At 41.5% G+C, this 19,252-nt stretch carries 14 protein-coding genes; 12 read left to right on the top strand and 2 right to left on the bottom strand.

Annotation, left to right across the window (positions count from 1 at the left end):
* The first annotated feature begins 54 nt into the window (after positions 1-54).
* Positions 55-1,110: a bifunctional diaminohydroxyphosphoribosylaminopyrimidine deaminase/5-amino-6-(5-phosphoribosylamino)uracil reductase RibD gene (gene ribD / locus HCZ91_RS04965; protein WP_179798532.1), complete on the top strand. Its 1,056-nt coding sequence runs from the start codon at positions 55-57 to the stop codon at positions 1,108-1,110.
* 431 nt (positions 1,111-1,541) lie between these two features.
* A complete protein-coding gene (locus tag HCZ91_RS04960; protein WP_179798531.1) occupies positions 1,542-2,216 on the top strand; it encodes a riboflavin synthase in 675 nt (224 codons plus the stop codon).
* A 105-nt stretch (positions 2,217-2,321) separates the two neighbouring features.
* Here the strand turns inward: HCZ91_RS04960 and HCZ91_RS04955 are convergent, their stop codons facing one another.
* Positions 2,322-5,075 (bottom strand): response regulator, encoded by a 2,754-nt coding sequence (locus HCZ91_RS04955; protein WP_179798530.1) that lies wholly within the window; start codon positions 5,073-5,075, stop codon positions 2,322-2,324.
* 327 nt (positions 5,076-5,402) lie between these two features.
* Between HCZ91_RS04955 and fmt the strand changes: the two genes are divergently transcribed.
* The 9 genes from fmt to HCZ91_RS04910 all read left to right on the top strand — a co-directional run bounded on the left by fmt (position 5,403) and on the right by HCZ91_RS04910 (position 16,709).
* Positions 5,403-6,473, top strand: a complete 1,071-nt coding sequence (gene fmt, locus HCZ91_RS04950; RefSeq protein WP_179798529.1) for a methionyl-tRNA formyltransferase — start codon at positions 5,403-5,405, stop codon at positions 6,471-6,473.
* Between the two features lie 65 nt (positions 6,474-6,538).
* Entirely contained in the window at positions 6,539-8,140 is a 1,602-nt protein-coding gene (locus tag HCZ91_RS04945) for a transcription antitermination factor NusB (RefSeq protein ID WP_179798528.1), read from the top strand.
* 33 nt (positions 8,141-8,173) lie between these two features.
* On the top strand, positions 8,174-9,187 hold the full coding sequence (locus HCZ91_RS04940; protein WP_179798527.1) for a DUF2806 domain-containing protein: 1,014 nt from the start codon (positions 8,174-8,176) through the stop codon (positions 9,185-9,187).
* A gap of 54 nt (positions 9,188-9,241) precedes the next feature.
* On the top strand, positions 9,242-10,663 hold the full coding sequence (gene thrC, locus HCZ91_RS04935; protein WP_179798526.1) for a threonine synthase: 1,422 nt from the start codon (positions 9,242-9,244) through the stop codon (positions 10,661-10,663).
* Positions 10,664-10,994: 331 nt separating this feature from the next.
* On the top strand, positions 10,995-12,098 hold the full coding sequence (locus tag HCZ91_RS04930) for a LysM peptidoglycan-binding domain-containing protein (RefSeq protein WP_257019975.1): 1,104 nt from the start codon (positions 10,995-10,997) through the stop codon (positions 12,096-12,098).
* A gap of 75 nt (positions 12,099-12,173) precedes the next feature.
* Positions 12,174-13,439 carry a DNA-processing protein DprA gene (gene dprA / locus HCZ91_RS04925; RefSeq protein WP_179798524.1) on the top strand — a complete coding sequence of 422 codons (1,266 nt, stop codon included), beginning with the start codon at positions 12,174-12,176 and terminating at the stop codon, positions 13,437-13,439.
* A 117-nt stretch (positions 13,440-13,556) separates the two neighbouring features.
* Positions 13,557-14,186, top strand: coding sequence for an L-threonylcarbamoyladenylate synthase (locus HCZ91_RS04920; RefSeq protein WP_179798523.1), 630 nt, complete (start codon positions 13,557-13,559; stop codon positions 14,184-14,186).
* 292 nt (positions 14,187-14,478) lie between these two features.
* Positions 14,479-15,489: a TIGR01777 family oxidoreductase gene (locus HCZ91_RS04915; RefSeq protein ID WP_179798522.1), complete on the top strand. Its 1,011-nt coding sequence runs from the start codon at positions 14,479-14,481 to the stop codon at positions 15,487-15,489.
* A gap of 86 nt (positions 15,490-15,575) precedes the next feature.
* Complete coding sequence (locus HCZ91_RS04910) at positions 15,576-16,709, top strand: metallophosphoesterase (protein WP_179798521.1); 1,134 nt, start codon at positions 15,576-15,578, stop codon at positions 16,707-16,709.
* 32 nt (positions 16,710-16,741) lie between these two features.
* Here the strand turns inward: HCZ91_RS04910 and HCZ91_RS04905 are convergent, their stop codons facing one another.
* The gene (locus tag HCZ91_RS04905) at positions 16,742-18,154 is read right to left on the bottom strand and encodes an alpha/beta hydrolase (protein WP_179798520.1); all 1,413 of its coding nucleotides are present in this window, start codon (positions 18,152-18,154) and stop codon (positions 16,742-16,744) included.
* A 433-nt stretch (positions 18,155-18,587) separates the two neighbouring features.
* On the opposite strand from HCZ91_RS04905, the gene grpE reads away from it, so the two are divergent.
* On the top strand, positions 18,588-19,187 hold the full coding sequence (gene grpE / locus HCZ91_RS04900) for a nucleotide exchange factor GrpE (RefSeq protein WP_057762215.1): 600 nt from the start codon (positions 18,588-18,590) through the stop codon (positions 19,185-19,187).
* Positions 19,188-19,252 lie beyond the last annotated feature (65 nt).

The following is a 19,252-nucleotide window of genomic DNA, read 5'->3' as shown; positions in this document are numbered from 1 at the left end:
TTCAAACCTTACTTTCTTATATAGAACTATCAATCATTTATTAAGCCTAGCCTTATGTCTATTCAAAGCCATGCTCAAGATGCACAAGACCGCTACTTTATGATGCTCGCTATCGAACAAGCGAAGCGCGGTTTATATACTACTCGACCCAATCCTGCAGTAGGCTGCGTTATTGTTCAGGCAGAGCAGATTGTTGGTCAAGGGTTTCACCCTAAAGCTGGTGAGCCACATGCAGAAGTGTTTGCGCTGAAAGATGCTGGTACACAGGCAGCAGGGGCAACTGCTTACGTTACATTAGAGCCATGTAGTCATACGGGACGTACACCGCCATGTGCGTTGGCGCTGGTTGCCGCGAATGTGAAACGCGTTGTGATTGCAGGTCTAGATCCAAATCCGCAGGTCGCAGGTCGCGGTGTGAAACTATTAGAACAAGCTGGTATTGAGGTAACGGTCGGTGTCCTGACAGAGCAGGCAGAGGCACTAAACCGTGGGTTTCTAAAAGCTATGCGCACTCAGATGCCCTATGTACGATTGAAAATAGCGACCAGTTTAGACGGCCGTACAGCGATGGCATCTGGTGAATCAAAGTGGATTACCTCGACAGCTGCTCGTGAAGACGTACAAAAACTACGAGCACAAAGTGGCGCGATTATCACCGGTAGTGAAACTGTAATAACTGATAACCCACAACTCAATGTGCGCTCAGAACAATTGGACGTGCCACCTGAGAAAATACCTAATCCTAAAATAGTCATACTTGATAGGCGTCAGCGTTTAAAGCACAGCCTGCAGTCTGATTATCAGCTGTGCCGGCATCCAGATACTATCTATTGGCATGAAGACGATTTGCCGGCGTTGTTGGCGAAACTGGTTAATGAGCATCAATGCTATGACGTGTTGGTAGAAGCAGGTGCTAGCGTTGCAGGTAGCTTTTTGAGTCAACAGTTGGTAGATGAGTTAATCGTGTATCAAGCACCTTGTTTACTTGGTGCGCAAGCACGTCCCATGGTTGATTTCAATCCTATGTCCCTTGCTCAGCAGTTACGGTTTGATATAGAAGATTATCAGCAGCTTGGTCCAGATCTCAAATTAACCTTATTACCTTTATAAATATTCTTCGTATAAGTAGGTTGTCCACAAATCATAAGAATAAGCTCAAGATGTGGATAAATTAATCATTGATTTACGTGTTTCACATGGAACTGTGTATAACTTTGTTTCACATGAAACAAGAAAGATGTATATTTCTCAAACGAATTTAAAAATATTATTTTAAATCAATAACTTATATTTTATTCTCTAGATAAGTACGTACCATGAGAAATTTACATTTGTTGTGGATAACTATATATTTATAGCGGCTTCTAACTATGTCTATATTGATTTATCTCTACTTATCCACAATCTATCCTATTAAAGGTCAAGTCTAACGATGTTGCACTGTCAGTTATTTGAACAAGTTGTGATAAAGAATTGATAGATGATTTAATAAACTAAAATATTCGCCTATGAAGGCAATACAGTAATGAGATGAGGGTAATATGTTTACTGGAATTATAGAAAGCGTTGGAAAAGTTAAATCTATGCAAGCTACAGGCGGTGACATACGTTTGACAGTAGAGTCTGATGACTTAGATTTCAGTGATGTGAAGCTAGGCGATTCTATTGCATCAAATGGTATTTGTTTAACCGTGGTGGAGTTCGGAAGCAACTACTACTCTGTTGATGTCTCACGTGAAACGATTGCTAGAACAGCATTAGAAGGGTTAAAAGCAGGACATACGGTCAATCTAGAAAAAGCCATGCTACCAACGACACGTTTTGGTGGTCATATCGTCGCTGGTCATGTAGATGGAGTAGGGGTCGTTAGTAAATTACAACAAGATGCTCGTTCTATTTATATAGAGATTGAGATACCGCAAGAGCTGGCGCACTATACAGCGACCAAAGGCTCTATCACAGTAGATGGTATTAGTCTGACGACCAATTTAGTGCGTGACAATATTGTTTCTCTAAATATCATTCCGCATACTGCTCAAGTGACAAATATCGCTAAGCATTGGTTAGTAGGCAACAAAGTAAATATTGAAGTAGATATCGTTGCCCGTTATCTAGAGCGTCTATTAAATAAATCTCAATCTGACGGTATGAATGCGTCAAACCCGCAAAACCAAATCACAGAAGCATTTTTAGCCGATAATGGATTTATGAAATAACAATTAAGCTTACCGAAATATCATCCTCGCACCAAGTTTTCGACCCTATCGATATTACTTTGATTAAGTGATATTGATAGGGTGTTTTTTATTTGCACTAGAGATTTATTGTATAAAACTCTGCAAAACGGATTCTAAGTCTTTCTTACTAATGGGTTTGGATAAAAACTCGTCCATACCAACTTGCATACAGGCCTCGCGATCTTCTTCTGTATTATTTGCAGTTAGCGCCACAATCGGTATTTTATCACCTTGCGAGCGAATCACTTGTGTGGCTTGTAAGCCATCCATAACGGGCATTCGGCAGTCCATCAAAATCAGAGAAATCTCTTCACGTTGGCTTTTGAGTTTCTCAAGTGCTTGCTGTCCATCTTCTGCGACGATGCTACGATAACCAAGTTTACTTAACATTTTACAGGCTATCTTTTGGTTAGTAGGGCTGTCTTCTACGACCAAAATCAGTGGAGATAAGATTTCTTTCTTAGGTATATCTTCTACAAAAGATAGACTGCTGTCATATTGATGTTTGACCAGTATGTTTAGCGTTTTCCTTGCAAACAAGGTTAAACGTAGCAGTTCAGAAATTAGTAAACTTGCGTCCAAGGGTTTGGTCAAAAATCCATCATATTGGCCTAGTAAAGTAGAAGGGATATGCCTTTCAAGTTTCATGCTAAGCAATATCTTCGGTAGTGAAGGCGTAGCGACTAGGTCGTTTAACGCTTCTTGTTGTTCGTTATACTTGTTGCTCGCATGAACTGGTAAGGTGATGGATTGGCTATACTCATAATCTAATAACAAGACAGGAATGATGGTTTGCTCATCTTGTTTTAATTTATTTTTTAGCTGCTGTACAGTGGCTCTATCTAAAGTGCTGTAGATAGTCACGGATATCGTTAAGTACTCGCACAAACGTTGTAAATGTTTAGCAACTAGAGGCTGATTGATGATAGCGATAAGGTGAATATGGGGCAGCTGCGAACAACGATGATATACCGATTGATAAGTGGTATGAGGATAAGGAAGGTAGAGGCTAAATACCGTCTCTTTATCTACCGTATTACTGAGTTCGATAAAACCGCCGAGTAACTGAGCAAAGCTATTGGCATCACTCAAGCCAATATTACTGTCTTCAACTAAGTTATGATTGCTTTGATTCAAGATATTGACTAATTGATTTTTTCTCTCAGGAGTAATAGTTGCTCCAGTGTCTTTTACGCTAAAGCGAATCCAATAAGATGTCTGCGTAGGCATTGTCGTGTCATTGTTAGGAGTTAAATGCTGATTACTTATTCGCGTTACTTTATCTTCAGGCACACGATCAACAGTGAGCGCGACATAGCCTGATGTTGTAAAGCTAATAGCGTTTTTCAACATGTTTAATAGGATATGGTGCAGTCGAATGTAATCAGTTTCGATGTAACGAGGACAGTCTGGCGCAAAGAAATAGATCAATTCTAACCCTTGTTGTCTTATTTCTTTTGTGACTAAATTGCTAACCTCTTTGCTTACCTTATAAATATCAACCGTTTCTATACTTAGACGTGTTTTTCTGACTTCAACTTCCTCTGTTGCTAGCGTCTCATTGAGCACAGTCAACATGCTTTGACTGGTTGTAATCAATGTATTTAGAGTTTTTTTGCCTTGAGCTGTCAATGTTGAAGGGTCGATGGGTTCCAACGAATCAATTATCTTCTCTAGTGGTAACCTTAACTTACGACCTATAAATGCCTGGGCTTCGTTTGATTCATCAATTTGTAATTGCAGTTGTTGGTTGTGCAGCTGTAATTGCTCAGATTTTTGGAGAATATCGTCGACGTTATTAAAAATCACAGTAAAGCCATGAACTTGGCCATGTTCACCAAACCATGGTGTTACGTGAAGTTGATAGGCTTGCTGGTTTTCTAAGCCATAAACGATGAGTGTGCGGGTAATGCGTAAGCTGGACATATTTTGTAGTAGGACTTGTGTCGCTTCATCTTTACCTTGAATAAAGTCAGTAAGTCTATAACTAATTTCTTTATGTACAGAAGGTGCAAATACCTGTTCAAAGCGTTGATTATAGAAACTAATTTGACCATGTCGTATACTCATCAACATCGGTAAAGGTGCCTGATCGACCAGACGTTCTAACCGATGAGTCAATGTTTTTATACGCCGATAGTCATTATGTAGTTGGTAGCTGACGCGACTTAACGCATGACCTAACAGCATGAACTCGGTAGTAGATTTCTTTTGTAGAAACGGCGGCGGCGTATAAGATTCTTTTGCGCGGCTACTCAAATTATCGGTATAAACCAGTAATTGCTCCCAGTTGGTTCGACGATTGAGCATATAGAGCAATGCCATGAAAAATAGTACGATGGCGACCATCAAAGGGAGCCAATAACGGTAAGATATCCAGTCAACAACAAAAGGTTCGTGGCGTAATACGATATAAATCTGATGTCCGCTTTTTAGATTAATGATTCCTGTTAGGTCATTGCTATTGATGGTATAAGAGCTATGGTCGCTGCTGCTAGAAGCTGATGTACCGATGGTAGGGAAAGCAACGGTAGAAAAAGCAGATTCATTAGGACGAGTATTATGATGAATATAGGTCTGCCCAGAAGGCATCATCAAAATCAGCTGATAACTAAGGTGATCAAAAGTAGGTTGCTCTAAGATTCTTTTTATTTCACTATCTACAGGCGCTGCATGCTCAATAATACTGTGCTGTAGGGCATAAAAAGTATCTATGCTATGTTGCTCACTATGTTTTTTCATCCCATCAAACAGTGTGACATAGTACAGCAGTAACATAACCGTGAGAGACAAGGCATAAAAAATCAATAAGCGCTGTAAGGACTGAAACTGTTGCATGAAAGCGTGGCCCTATCTCGACACGAAAGAATATAGTGAAATTAAAATTAGGTTTCTACATATTGTAGGTGAATTATACGACAGTTGAATTGTCTAAAATTTTTAGTGTTACCTTCTATTTATAGCAGAATAACGGCTTACTGTTTACAGAGAGTGGTTATTAACACCAAATTGTTTTGTAAAAGATATAAATAGAACGTTCGATGTCCTTGATATTATAAAGGCAAATAATGTCATTGGTTATCATGAAGTGAGGTCATTACAATCATGGCACTGCGCCGTAAACTCACCTATAATGAACAAATAAACCTTATATAATGCATGATTATGACTACAACTGCTCCTACCTTTGATACATCTAACTCGCTTACTGACCATGATAACCCAACTATTAACCGATTAAGGGTAGTATTTGCGGGTACACCTGAATTTGCTGCTATCAGCCTTGAGTCGTTAATTAAGCAGCAAGAAGCGCTGAATATAGAGATAGTTGCTGTTTACACCCAGCCTGATCGTAAAGCAGGTCGTGGTCAAAAGCTGTCAGCCTCTGCGGTAAAAGAAGTTGCATTGACACATGATATCGCTGTAGAGCAGCCAGTCACTTTTAAAAAGTCTAGTGCAGAAGGGCTAGCTGCTAGGCAAACTCTGCGCACCTATCAACCAGATGTGATGATTGTCGCCGCTTACGGGTTGATCCTACCTATCGGTGTATTAGAGACGCCTACTCATGGTTGCTTGAATATTCACGCTTCACTGTTGCCACGCTGGCGCGGTGCTGCACCTATCCATCGTGCACTCTTGGCCGGAGACGATGAGACAGGAATTACCATTATGCAGATGGACAAAGGTCTTGATACAGGTGACATGCTTTATAAAGTTAGCGAAAGTATTGCCTCTGATGATACCGCTGCTAGCCTACATGATAAGATGGCTGCACTTGGTGCGACAGCCATTAGTACGGTGTTAAAAGATTTAGCTGCTTATCAAGCTCAAGCTATTGCTCAAAATGATAGTCAAGCCAACTACGCTGAAAAGCTGGTCAAAACCGAAGGCGAAGTTGATTGGTCGCAGCCTGCTGCCGCTATTGAACGCCAAATTCGTGGGCTGACACCATGGCCGGGTGCTTATACTTTCCTAGCAGGGCAGCGCGTCAAAGTGTTGGCTAGCTTACCTGTAAATACATCGCAGCAAACGAATAAACCTGCTGGAACGGTTATCAGTGTCGGACGAAAAGCGATCTTAGTCGCTTGTGGTAAGGATAATGATACCGAGTCGTCGGCCACTACTTTAGCCATTACTCACTTGCAGTTTGCGGGTGGTAAGCCGATGACTGCTGAACAAGTTTGCCATGGCAACCAATTAAATGACGGCGATCAATTTACGTCAGAAACAAAATAACGTTACTTATATTTAACCTACTTGCACAAGACGCTATCGATCATACGTCAAGGAAATGAAATTTAATGAGACAAAACAGTACTGCGCCTAGAAACAATAAGCTCAAACCATCAAGCAATCTTATTATGAATGGCAGCGTACGCGTGCGTGTGATTCGTACCTTACTGGCTATTCAAAATGGTCAGTCGCTCTCAAGCGTCCTTGACCCGTTACTGAATAGTCTGCACGATGGCGATAAAGGCTTTGCTCATGCATTACTGCTCACGACATTGCGTCAATGGCATGCGCTGGCACGTTTGCTCGATAGCTTAGCAGACAACCCTATCGACGAAGTTGAAGTGCGTACCACCATTCAAGTCGGCTTAGTACAGTTGCTATATTTAGAAGTGGCTGACCATGCTGCAATTCATGAAACCGTTGAAGCAGCCAAAGAAATTGAGTTTGCTCATTCGACTGGTTTGGTGAATGCTATTTTGCGTAAAGTCGCCAAGAATCCAAGCAAATTCCGTAAGAAATGCGATAAAAAGCATAGTCTACCGAATTGGCTCGCTTATCAGCTTAAACAAGATTGGAGCGAACAGTATGATGAGCTGACACAAGGTTTGCGTCAGCCAGCACCGATGTTTTTACGAGTGAACTCTGCGGTTACTTCGGTAGAAGATTATCAGCATGCATTGGATGGCGCAGAAATTGATGCAGATATCGTTGAGCTAACGACTGGTTTTAAGGTAGCAAACTCATCAGGGTCTGCTATTTCTACCACGCTATCAACCAAAGGTCTTAGACTACATCAAAGTACTGCCGTTAACGCTTTGCCTGATTTCACTTTAGGAACGGCTAGCGTTCAAGATATGCATGCTCAGCTCGCTGCACCGATTATTAATCAAGCATTAATGGCTAAGCTTAGCGCTGAAAGTGCGAACACTGACAGCGACAGTGATGAAAGTAATAATAATGAGCTACATATTCTAGATGCTTGTGCGGCACCTGGTGGCAAGCTTGCTCATTGGTTAGAGCTCATAAGCGCTAACGACGAATCATCGTTGTTTCACGTGAAACAAGACAATAATGAGATATCATCTGAAACGTCACCTGCGATTACTGATATCAAGGTAACAGCTATTGATAATGAAGCACCGCGTATCGAGCGTATTCGCGAGAATTTACAGCGTTTAAATCTAAGTCAGCATGATTTGCAGCAAGCAAATAACAGCATCGCATTGAATATTGTCTGTGCGGATGCGACTAGATGGCAGCATGGCAAGAATAAAAAGGCGGCGACAAATGAGCCGGTATTTGATGCGATATTATTAGATTCTCCTTGTACTGCGACTGGCGTGATTCGCCGTCATCCAGATATCAGCATCTTGCGTACTGAAGAAGACATCGAGCAAACGGCGCTGCTACAAGCAGACATCTTGCATAATCTATGGCCACAACTCAAGGTTGGTGGTTATCTGTTGTATGTGACATGTTCTATCTTAAAGCAAGAAAACGTTGAGCAAATGCAGGACTTTATCACTCATCATAATGATGCGGTAGTGATTGAGTTTACCGACGATTGCAACTGGGGCATCGAACAAGCGATCGGTCGTCAGTGCTTACCGATTGATAGCGCGAGTGGCGATGGTTTTTATTATGCGCTGTTGCACAAAACTGCTGAATAAATAGCTGACTAACTGTATTTCAAGGAATTAAGAATGCAAATGCCTGGTGAAGTGTTGCTACTTAAAATGTGGGAGACTTTAATAGAGAAGGGTATTGGTGGATTAATCTATCCTTACTATACAGTTTGGAAAAATAAAAAGCTTACTCTTGGCGCAATAGAGTTGGATAAAATTAGCAGGATTGCTATCTCTGAAGGTGAAAAAGAGATAGCTGAACTTAATAATAATGAAATCAATCTAATTGGCTATGAATCGACAGCTTCAGTAGAAAACGAGTCAGGAACATCAGTAAGGGATACAGTTCTTAGTCATGATATCAAAAGATTAATCCGTGCAGAAATAAATGTAGTAAAAGCAATTAATCATGCTAACGGACGCCTGATAGAAGATGTTTCAGATTTACCTAAGGAAGAAGTAAGTCAGGATTGGCTAAATACATGGCGCGATAATGCTAGTAAAGTCACTGATGAAGAAGTTCAGTCACTATGGGGTAACATATTAGCTCAAGAATTTCTAGAACCAGGACGTTATTCCTTAAGGTTATTAGAGTTTCTAAAGACTATGTCTAAATCAGACGCTTTACTTGTAGAGAAGCTTGCACCTTATTATTCAGAGCTGGGAATTATATATGGACGTGTCACAGAAGGAAGTTTTGTAGCATCAAATGATAACTTCCTTGAAGCATCAAAAATGACGAGAGGTGAATTAAATCTTTTGGAAGAAATTGGCATAATCTCTGGTGTTTCAACTTTAGGAGTAGTTCAAGAGCTTCTTAATATAAGAAAAGTTGATGAGGCAGGTTTTCTTTCATTTATCTTAGTCAGTGAAAAGGCTCTTATGATTTCAAGCAAAAGCTTGAATGAGAATGTTAAACTTTTATGCTATAAGGTTACAAAAGTAGGAAAAGAGGTCTTAAGTCTTATCACCTATGAGACTAAACCAAGCCACTTAAAGTGGTTGGCAGACCAATTAACAGATGATTACCAAGTTACAATATGCGAAAAAATTGATAATAATTTTAAGCCTATATTTATTTTTAATGATTAGAAAATTATTTTTTCAAATACAGATGAGTAATTCAAACTATATATAGGAAAAACCATGAAATATATCAGTACCCGTGGTCAGACAGCGCCGATGGATTTTAGTGATGTACTATTGATGGGGCTTGCGCCAGATGGCGGTTTGATGCTGCCTGAGCACTATCCAAATATTGATAGCACGACCCTTGATGAATGGCGTACGCTCAGCTATCCACAGCTTGCCATGGCGATTATGCAGCGCTTTGCCACTGATATTCCTGTGGCTGATTTGCAAGATATCATCGAGCGTACTTATACTGCTGAGATATTTGGTTCTGATGAGATTGTCCCTGTCCGTAAGCTTGAGGATAACTTATATATTTTAGGATTATCGAACGGTCCGACATTGGCATTTAAAGATGTGGCGATGCAGTTCTTGGGCAATGCCTTCGAATACGTGCTCAAAAGAAAGGACGCTCGCATTACTATTATTGGTGCGACCAGTGGTGACACGGGCAGCGCAGCAGAGTATGCATTGCGCGGCAAAGAAAATATCGAAGTCTTTATGCTGTCACCGCACGGTAAAATGAGCGAATTTCAGCGTGCACAAATGTATAGTTTGACCGATGATAACATCCATAATATTGCCATCGATGGCATGTTTGATGATTGCCAAGATATCGTCAAGGCATTGCAGCAAGATGCCGAATTTAAAGCGGCTTATAACCTCGGTACCGTTAACTCTATCAACTGGGGTCGTATCCTTGCGCAAATCGTTTATTACTTTAAAGCCTATTTTGCCATTACTACCAGCAACGATGAAAAAATCAGCTTTAGCGTACCATCTGGTAACTTTGGTAATATCTGTGCCGGTCATATCGCTCGTGAAATGGGACTGCCAATTGACCGTCTGATTGTCGCAACCAATGAAAACGACGTATTGAATGACTTCTTCAATCAAGGCGCTTATCAGCCACGTCCGACCGAAAAAACTTATGTTACCTCTAGTCCATCGATGGATATTTCGAAAGCATCTAACTTTGAGCGTTTTGTTTATCTGCTACTAGAGAAAGATAGCGCCCGTGTCCATGAGTTATTTGAAGGGGTGAAATCTGGTCAAGGTTTTGATCTATCTGAGTTGATGGAAGCGGTCAATACCCGTTATGGTTTTGCTGCTGGTAAATCTACCCACAGCGACCGTTTGCAAACCATTAAAGCACTGTACGAGCAGTATGGCGAACTGGTTGATCCACACACCGCAGACGGTATCAAGGTCGCTAAAGAGCTACAACTGGATGGCGAAATCATTGTTTGTGCAGAGACGGCACTACCTGTTAAGTTTGCAGATACTATCGTTGAGGCCATTGGTCAGATAGACATTGCTCGTCCAGCACATACCAAAGGTCTAGAAGATTTGCCACAGCATGTAGTGGTACTGGAAAACAAGGCTGAACTGGTTGCTGAACAAATCCGCCAACATGTTACGCCGAATCCTGCTTAAGTAATTACGGTCTTTATGCTTATCATCAACAAGGAAAAGTATCCGCGTAAAAGTTACACCATTGTAATAAAGTGTTTATGATTGTGTTATGGTAGATATAATTGTAATATTAGAAACAGCGTCAGCAAGTCATCATCGTGCTAGGCGCTTTTTTAGGAATTATTCTAGCCAATTACACTGAACAGTTACCCTATAATCGCCATGAGAATTTTACTTGTAAATTGCTGATATTATTGATTTTTTATTAATTTAAGAAATTTTTACAGTAATAAATTTAGTACAGTTCTTTGCGTCGAACACAGTGGTACATATTGTGGATATAACGATGAAGATGAGCTTAAAAAAGACAGCAAAAGCACTGGCAAAAGGATTATTAGTTACGACGTTTAGTAGTGCCATGTTGATGAGCACGGCTCAAGCTAACAATCCGCCGCCAACTATCAAAGCTGATGCGCCCAATCGTTATATCGTTAAAAAAGGCGATACCTTATGGGATATCTCAGGTCGCTACCTAGACAGCCCATGGCGCTGGAAAGAAATTTGGGCAACCAATAAGCAAATCAAAAATCCAAACCTTATTTACCCTAATGACGTTCTTATCCTTTGTGTGATTCAAGGAAAAACACTGATTGGCGTTGATACTGGTGAAGGCTGTGCTGGCGTTGAAAAGCAGCTTACTGGAAATGTAAGTACGAGTACGGTCGCGATTACCTCGACGGCCAATAGTATTCCTCCTATTCCGTGGTCGGCTATTCAGCATTGGCTTGATAAAACACTCATTGTTAATCCTCAAGACTTCAACACCACTCCTTATATATTGGCCTCTAAAAAAGGTAACTTAATCACGGCGCGTGGTGATAAAGTCTATGCTAAAGGCGTACCGCTTATCGTAGGCCAGCGTTACGGCGTTTACCGTGAGGGTGAGCTATATGTAGACCCCAAAACGCAAGAAGTGATCGGCTTAGAAGTTACGCAGGTAGCGACAGGACTAGCAACTTCTACAGAAAGCAATGGTGTGACTAGCTTGCAGCTTATCGATAGCTATGGCAAAGAAGTGCGTGAAGGGGATCGCGTATTCGTAGAGTTAGATAACGCTATCCCTCCTGTCTTTTATCCAACGCCTGCAAGTGTCAGTCGCGGTGGTATGATCGTACGTGTGATGGACTCTATCAGCTCGGCTGCGAAGGGTAGTGTGGTTGCCATCAATCTGGGTAGCTTACAAGGTGCTAAACCAGGTGATGTGCTGACGGTTTATCAAAAAGGACCTTTGGTACGTGATACTAAAGACAACGACACGCCTGTACGTCTACCAAACGAGCCAAGTGGTATGGTGATGGTTTTCAATACCTTTGACCACATCAGCTATGCTTACGTACTTGACTCTGAGCTGCCACTTAATATTGGCGATCAGTTATTACCACCCCCTTATTTATAAATAGCTATAAGGTTTTATTAAGCAATATATTAAACTAAATACTAATCTAAGCTTGCCTATACGAGACAGATCACAATGACGGCAGTCACCTCTTCTTTATCCGACGATCAGCGCGCTATCCTAGCGCTGTGGTACGAGGTGAATGCGTCGTTATCTGCTTATCACACACTAATCACTTCTTTCGGTTATCCGCAGCTTGCTTGGCAAGCCAAAGTAGAGGCATGGAAGCAGCTAGGTATTCATCATACCCATCTAAAACGTCATGAGCAGCCAGAGCAAACACTCGCCAATATCGATAAGATTCAGCAAGCATTGATAGATGGGCGTTATGGTTTGCTATTCGCTGATGACGCCGATTATCCTGCCCAACTCTCACAAATCTACGACCCGCCGCCATTATTGTTTTATCGTGGGAATAGCGCGCGCCTGCATCAAGCACAAATCGCTATAGTAGGTAGCCGAAAACCTACCGCGCATGCGCAAAAAATCACGTTTGATATGGCGCAGTACTTAGCGCAAGCAGGTTATATTGTTACTAGCGGTCTGGCTATGGGTGTAGATAAACGCGCACATTTAGGCGCGCTAGCACAAGCAGACCCTGACTATCAGGGACGGACGGTTGGTGTCATGGGTACAGGGATCGATGTGAACTATCCCAATCATCGAGATCAGTTATTTACTCAAATTGTTGAGCAAGGTGGCTGCATTATTAGTGAGCTATTACCACACACTCAGCCGCATAAACATACTTTTCCGCGTCGCAATCGTTTGGTAGCTGGACTGAGTCTCGCGACCATCGTAACGGAAGCGACAATCAAAAGCGGCTCGCTTATCACAGCACGTCTCACGTCTGAGCAAGGTAAACAGGTCTTTGCTATTCCCAGTCATATTGACAATAGCAATGCAGAGGGTTGCCATCATTTAATACGTGAAGGCGCGACTTTGGTTTATCATCCTCAGCAAGTACTAGAAGACGTCAATGGTCAGCTTGATTACGATAAAGGCGCTTATAGAACAGCAAACGTTACTACTTTCAATAGTAATCACTCTAATAGCAATCACTATAATGTTATTCAGACTTCAGATGCATTTGAGATAGAGAAAAACTCAATCAAATCTACTAGCCAGCAACCATCCTCTGAGATAAAGCCTGCGCGCAGCACAGTCGTTGTGCCTGAGCATTTAGCTGCAATCTATGAGCAGCTTGACTGGCATGGGCAGGATTTAGATGCGCTTATTAGTGCAACCAAGCTTGCACCGCCGCAGTTGATTGGTCAGCTAATGGAGCTTGAGTTAATGGGTCTTATCAGCGAACAAGGTGGACGATATTTACGCGTTTAAAATATTGCAAATATTCCTTATTAGACGCTGGCATAGATAGCCCTTAGTTATAGTCTCTCCTAGACAATATCCCTCTTGTGGTATTATTAGAATTTACTTCTACGAACCATTTAAGTCATGAGCCAACCTACACCTCTTATTACTAATTCTGCTATCCAAGCTGCTAAGTGGCTAAAAGAAGGGCAACTGCTCGCGTATCCTACAGAAAGCGTTTGGGGTATTGGTTGCGACCCTTATGACCAAGCAGCTGTTCAGCGTATCTTGGATATCAAACAACGTCCACAAGCCAAAGGCATGATAGTCGTTACTGATAGTGTGTCTCGCTTAGCCCCCTTACTAGCCTCTTTAGATGATGTTCAGCGCCAGCAGGTTATTGATAGCTGGCAGACAGACGATAGTAGAGATGAACAGCACAATCGCCAAGCACATACTTGGTTATTACCGATTCCTCAGCCGCTTGCGAACACTGTGCCCACTTGGATTACCGGTCAGCATCAGACTATTGCTGTTCGAGTTATCTCGCATCTTACAGTTCGTCAGCTTTGCCAGCAGATGGTCAGTGAGCAGAACCCATTTGGTCTATTGGTTTCTACAAGCTGCAACCCGTCAGGTCAAATACCTGCTAGCACTTTTGAGGCCGCCTATGCTTATTTCGAAGAGCAAATTGGTTATTTGCAGGGCGATACTTTAGGTTATACCTTGCCTAGCCAAATTCGTGATGCAACGACAGGTTTCGTCGTTCGATAGCGTTCTCTATACGAACTCTTAAATTTCTCATAAGCGATTGCTTGCAATGCAAAGTGATGATTGTCGCTACTCCTTATTTACGTGAGCGTTTATAAATTAACCATCTGCTAGCTTTCCTATTTGCTCACTTTCCTTTACCAAAAGCATGTAAAAGTCGTTTTGATAAAAACCACAAAAAATCAGACGATGGTTATAACGGTCTGGTTTTTATTGAACGATAAGTACTTCAACAATAAGCAACTCAGCGATAAGTCATAATGGCGATATTTGAGGCATATAGGGAGTGTAAGGTATGGATGTTTTGATCAGTGGTGGTTCAGGGTTTTTGGGAAGTGCTTTTAGTCGAGAGCTAATGGCACGGTATCGCGCGCAGAATAAAGACGTGACGATTACTTGGCTAACTCGTAATAGCGGTCAACCACATCCCGATGATATCAATATGATGACTTATGACGAGCTTGCGATGTCTGATATGAGCTTTGATGTCATACTAAATTTAGCAGGTGCTGGGATTGCTGACTCTCGTTGGAGCGATGAGCGCAAAAGAGAGTTGATGGCGAGCCGTATCAAACCTACTCAATCGATACTGGATTTTATCGCACGTGCTAGCACAAAACCCAAGTTACTGGTGAGCGGATCAGCAATCGGCTGGTATGGTACACAAGGCGATAAGCCACTGACTGAAAACAGCGATTATGAGACAGACTTTGCTCATACACTATGTGATGAATGGGAGCAATTAGCACTTAAAGCGACCGATCATGATGTTCCTGTAGCTATCGTCAGAACAGGTGTAGTCATCCATCCTGAAGGCGGTATGGTGGCTAAATTGTTGCTACCATTTAAATTTGGTGTCGGTGGACAGTTGGGTGATGGACAACAAATCATGAGCTGGATCAGCCGTGAAGATTGGGTTAGTGCGGTCATCTTTATTATCGAGCAGCAGCTTAAACTTACTAAAGAATCAGACGTTAATCACATCGAAAGCTTAGCCCAAGATAATGCACCTATTAGTAACAGCACTATCAAGACTGCAAGCGGTACCGCAAATGATACGCATACAGTCGTATATAACCTTACTGCTCCAAATCCTGTGAACAATCATACTTTTACCAAAGCGCTTGGCTCGTGGCTACATCGTCCAACCTTTTTTACTTTACCAGAGTTTTTACTCAAGCTGATGTTTGGCGAAATGTCGACATTACTTATCGATGGTCAAAAGGTGCTGCCACAAGCACTATTGGATGCAGGTTATTCGTTCAAACACTCGACACTCCAGCAAGCATTAGGAAATCAGAAATAGTTATATAGCAGTTGTTTCATGTGAAACATTAGAGTTTATTTTCTGATAATCACTTATCAAACAGTATTTATGTCTAAGGGCAGTCCATGCGTTACGCATTTTTCTTCACTATCTTTTTGCTATTACAGCTGTTCAGTCTGGGTACAGTATTAAGTATACAGTGGTGGCTCCAGCCTTGGATGACGCCAACATTACAGACAACGATATGGGTTAGTGTATTTATTATTACTAATGGTCTATTAATATTGAGCGTAAAAAGAGCATTTGCTAACAGTTATCGCTGGATTAGTGGATGGATGCTAATCATGCATTTTATGATACTGACGGCGTTGGCAGTGAGTCTATTCTACGGAGGGTATCTGCTAGTAGTTGCTTTATCAGGTAGTACGTTACACCAATCGAATGAAATGGCTATAGGGCTAAGAGTACTAGCGCTATTCCTATTTTTAGGACTATTTATTTATTCGTTATATAGTGCCTATACCCCTGTTATACGCAAGCTTTCTATTAATATAGATAAACCTTTAACCAAGCCATTACGCATTGCAGTCGCTAGTGACTTGCATATAGGACGATTATTTGGTGTAAAAGCCATAGATAGATTGCAACAACTTATGATTCGCTCTGGTGCAGATATGCTACTAATGCCAGGGGATATTATGGATGATAATACAGAGGCCTTTAATGAATATCATATGGAGCAAAACTTAGCAGAATTGTGCAGCATTCTGCCACGCGGTGTCTATGCGACATTGGGTAATCATGATTTGTATGGTCATGAGCGACCCATTAGCGAAGCGCTGCAAAATGCAGGTATACAATTGTTGAACGATGAGGTGCTCTATATCGAGCACGAGGGTCAACCAGTATGGTTAGTTGGACGTTTTGATAATCATAAACGTCAACGTGTAGCAACTACCGATCTGCTGACGCAAGTAGATACGTCGCAGCCAGTGATATTGTTAGACCATAGACCGAGTGATATAGATAATCACAGTCAATTACCTATAGATTTACAAGTCTCGGGACATACCCACAACGGTCAAGTATTCCCCGCTAATTTCATCGTCAATGCTATTAATAGATTAGGCTATGGCTATGAGCAGATTGGTAAAGGGCACTTCGTCGTGTCCTCTGGTTATGGTTTTTGGGGCATTCCCTTTCGATTGGGATCGCGCTCAGAGATTTGGTTAATTACACTATCTGGCAATACAAATTGAATATACAAACCGATAATTAGCTAGCAAGCGGTCTATGCAGCTAACCGCGATTGTGTACTGATGATCTCACGTACAAAGCTGCTAAACCCAAGAATGATATTGTTTGTCTCTTGTCCAAGACCTTGATGGACACTCATAAAGTGAATAAAGCCATGCGGTGCACCAAGCACAGTATAGGTCTCTACAGCAACGCCATAACCTCTCAGCTGCTTTGCATAAGCAAATGCCTCGTCACGTAATACATCGAGCTCAGAAGCTACAATGTAAGTTGGGCAAACTTTACTATTATCACCCAGCATAGGTGAGTTCAGTATATGTAGACGAGGCAGCGGACTATTTTCCAAACAAGCAGCATCAAATACTGCTACATCAGCATGATCTAATAGTAGACCCTCACCATATAGCTCCCAACTAGGATAATCTGTCTCAATATCAGTGACTGGATACAAGGGCATTTGCGCTAGAGGTTCGGGTAGTTTTTCTAATAGATTAAACATTTTCTGACCTTCTATCCCTAGGTCTGCCCATGCGCTTTTGCTCGGTGCTGTCAGCTGCTGCGCAATTAAAGTTGATAGACCACCACCTGCGCTATCACCAGCTAATACGATACGAGAGGGTAATGCACCTAATTTGTCAGAGTTTTCAACCAACCAAGCATATGCAGTGATACAGTCTTTTAATGCTGCTGGAGCGGGACATTCAGGGGCTAAGCGATAATCGACACTAACCACAGACCAGCCAGTCTGCTCACAGACCGCATGACAGAACTCATGATGTGTATCGACATCACCAATGCAGAACCCGCCACCATGAAAAAACAGCATGACTGTTTCATCAGGATTATGGACACGTTTTCTTCTAAAACCAGATTTTTTGCCGCCTGCTTTATAACAACGGACAGTCATGTCGCCATTATCCGCATTGGCAATCGTTTCATCTTTCCAACTAACAGGTGAATCATTTTTTTTAGTGAAGGGCTTTATGTTACTTAGCATAGTCGTATTGGCTTGCTGCCATACTCTAGGTGATTGCATGGCTACCGCATCAGTAGTAAACCTCTCACGCAATTCCGGCATTGGAGTTAGTTCTAACGGTGTTTTTAGGTAGCTATTCACTGCAAGGATGAGACGCATATGAGCGTTTGCATGCAAATATTGTTTTGAATTAGGACCTTTTAGGTAACCAATCACCCCTTCTAAAATAGGGTCTGGTAAGTAACCGAGACTTTTCATTGCATAGTGCAATGTATGCGGCTGGTAGTTTGCTACAGGGTTATAAGCGAGTATTTTTTCTTTAACGCTCAGACGTTTTTCTAATGAGTCATACGTTTGTGCATCTTGGTTCGATGACTCTCTTGACGCTGGATTTTCTTTTGACGCTAAGTGCAATGTCATCAATGCTTTATTAAGCAAAGTATTGATAGATAAATTTTTTGAATTAGACATAACAGCTCTCATAAATGATTTTTAGCGTGCATTTGAGTGTGGGCGATAATATTTATAGCAATGATAAAATAGCTAGCAGAATAATAGCGTATCGTTTGGTAATAGCTTGATTAATAAGCGTAAAGCAATTGGAATAAATAGCGGTTTTTTGTTCTTTTTGTGAGTAAATATTGAGATTTATTGACATGGAACAAAAACGTTTGACGCATATCTTTAATCAGACTTCTTGAATATTTGTCATAAATGGTAAAAATTCCTTTGCTCTAGGCTTGAAATTTGTCCTCATCACCTTTATCAAGCAGCTATTGAAGCGTATTAAAAAAACAATGAGTTAGAAACATCGAGCATTTAATAATGGCATAGTAGGACCAGTAATGATTTGGTCTACTGTGCCGTCTCTTAATCTTCATTATTGAAATTCCAAGGAGCTATCATGAGCGAGCAAAACCCGAACCACGAAAATCTTGACCAAAATGTGGCACATGAGAATATTGATCACAATGACAGTATCTTAGAAGAAACCATGAAAGAGTTTGATCCACAGAATAATTCAGGTGAAGAAACGACTATCGAAAACGAAATCAACCTTGATACTTTTAAAGCGCGTATTGCTGAGCTAGAAGGCGAAGTAAAACAAGCCAAAGAAGGTACTGCACGCGCTAATGCTGAAGCTTATAATGCGCAAAAACGCATGGAGCAAGAAGCGGATAAGAGCAAAAAGTTTGCACTACAGAAATTTGCTAAAGAATTGTTAGACATCGTTGACAACTTAGAGCGTGCTATCGAAAATGCCGATGCCAATGATCCAGTCGCTGAGGGTGTGCAATTAACGCACAAAGCATTGGTTGCAGTATTGACCAAAAACGGCGTAGAAGTGGTCGATCCACAAGGCGAAAAGTTCAACGCGGACTTCCATGAAGCAGTGGGTATTGACCCAGAAGCAGCGGCAGATACAGTGGGTACGGTCTTACAAAAAGGCTATAGCCTAAACGGTCGTCTATTACGTCCGGCCATGGTTCGTGTTGGTCAGTAATATTTTTAGGGCTAAACCCTACTAATATGAAGGTTTTTCACAAAAAATGACATGAAACACAGTTT

It is taken from the genome of Psychrobacter sp. BI730, assembly GCF_013414195.1.
Lineage (GTDB): Bacteria > Pseudomonadota > Gammaproteobacteria > Pseudomonadales > Moraxellaceae > Psychrobacter.
Note: the sequence above shows the minus strand (reverse complement) of the source record. Positions and strands in the feature narration are given on the sequence as shown.

Bases quoted from the DNA above. Each gene is read 5' to 3' on its own strand.
- HCZ91_RS04930 (WP_257019975.1), top strand. From the start codon at position 10,995: ATGAGCTTAAAAAAGACAGCAAAAGCACTGGCAAAAGGATTATTAGTT.
- HCZ91_RS04945 (WP_179798528.1), top strand. From the start codon at position 6,539: ATGAGACAAAACAGTACTGCGCCTAGAAACAATAAGCTCAAACCATCA.
- HCZ91_RS04905 (WP_179798520.1), bottom strand. From the start codon at position 18,154: ATGTCTAATTCAAAAAATTTATCTATCAATACTTTGCTTAATAAAGCA.
- ribD (WP_179798532.1), top strand. From the start codon at position 55: ATGTCTATTCAAAGCCATGCTCAAGATGCACAAGACCGCTACTTTATG.
- HCZ91_RS04940 (WP_179798527.1), top strand. From the start codon at position 8,174: ATGCAAATGCCTGGTGAAGTGTTGCTACTTAAAATGTGGGAGACTTTA.
- grpE (WP_057762215.1), top strand. From the start codon at position 18,588: ATGAGCGAGCAAAACCCGAACCACGAAAATCTTGACCAAAATGTGGCA.
- HCZ91_RS04955 (WP_179798530.1), bottom strand. From the start codon at position 5,075: ATGCAACAGTTTCAGTCCTTACAGCGCTTATTGATTTTTTATGCCTTG.
- fmt (WP_179798529.1), top strand. From the start codon at position 5,403: ATGACTACAACTGCTCCTACCTTTGATACATCTAACTCGCTTACTGAC.
- HCZ91_RS04920 (WP_179798523.1), top strand. From the start codon at position 13,557: ATGAGCCAACCTACACCTCTTATTACTAATTCTGCTATCCAAGCTGCT.
- thrC (WP_179798526.1), top strand. From the start codon at position 9,242: ATGAAATATATCAGTACCCGTGGTCAGACAGCGCCGATGGATTTTAGT.
- HCZ91_RS04915 (WP_179798522.1), top strand. From the start codon at position 14,479: ATGGATGTTTTGATCAGTGGTGGTTCAGGGTTTTTGGGAAGTGCTTTT.
- HCZ91_RS04960 (WP_179798531.1), top strand. From the start codon at position 1,542: ATGTTTACTGGAATTATAGAAAGCGTTGGAAAAGTTAAATCTATGCAA.
- dprA (WP_179798524.1), top strand. From the start codon at position 12,174: ATGACGGCAGTCACCTCTTCTTTATCCGACGATCAGCGCGCTATCCTA.
- HCZ91_RS04910 (WP_179798521.1), top strand. From the start codon at position 15,576: ATGCGTTACGCATTTTTCTTCACTATCTTTTTGCTATTACAGCTGTTC.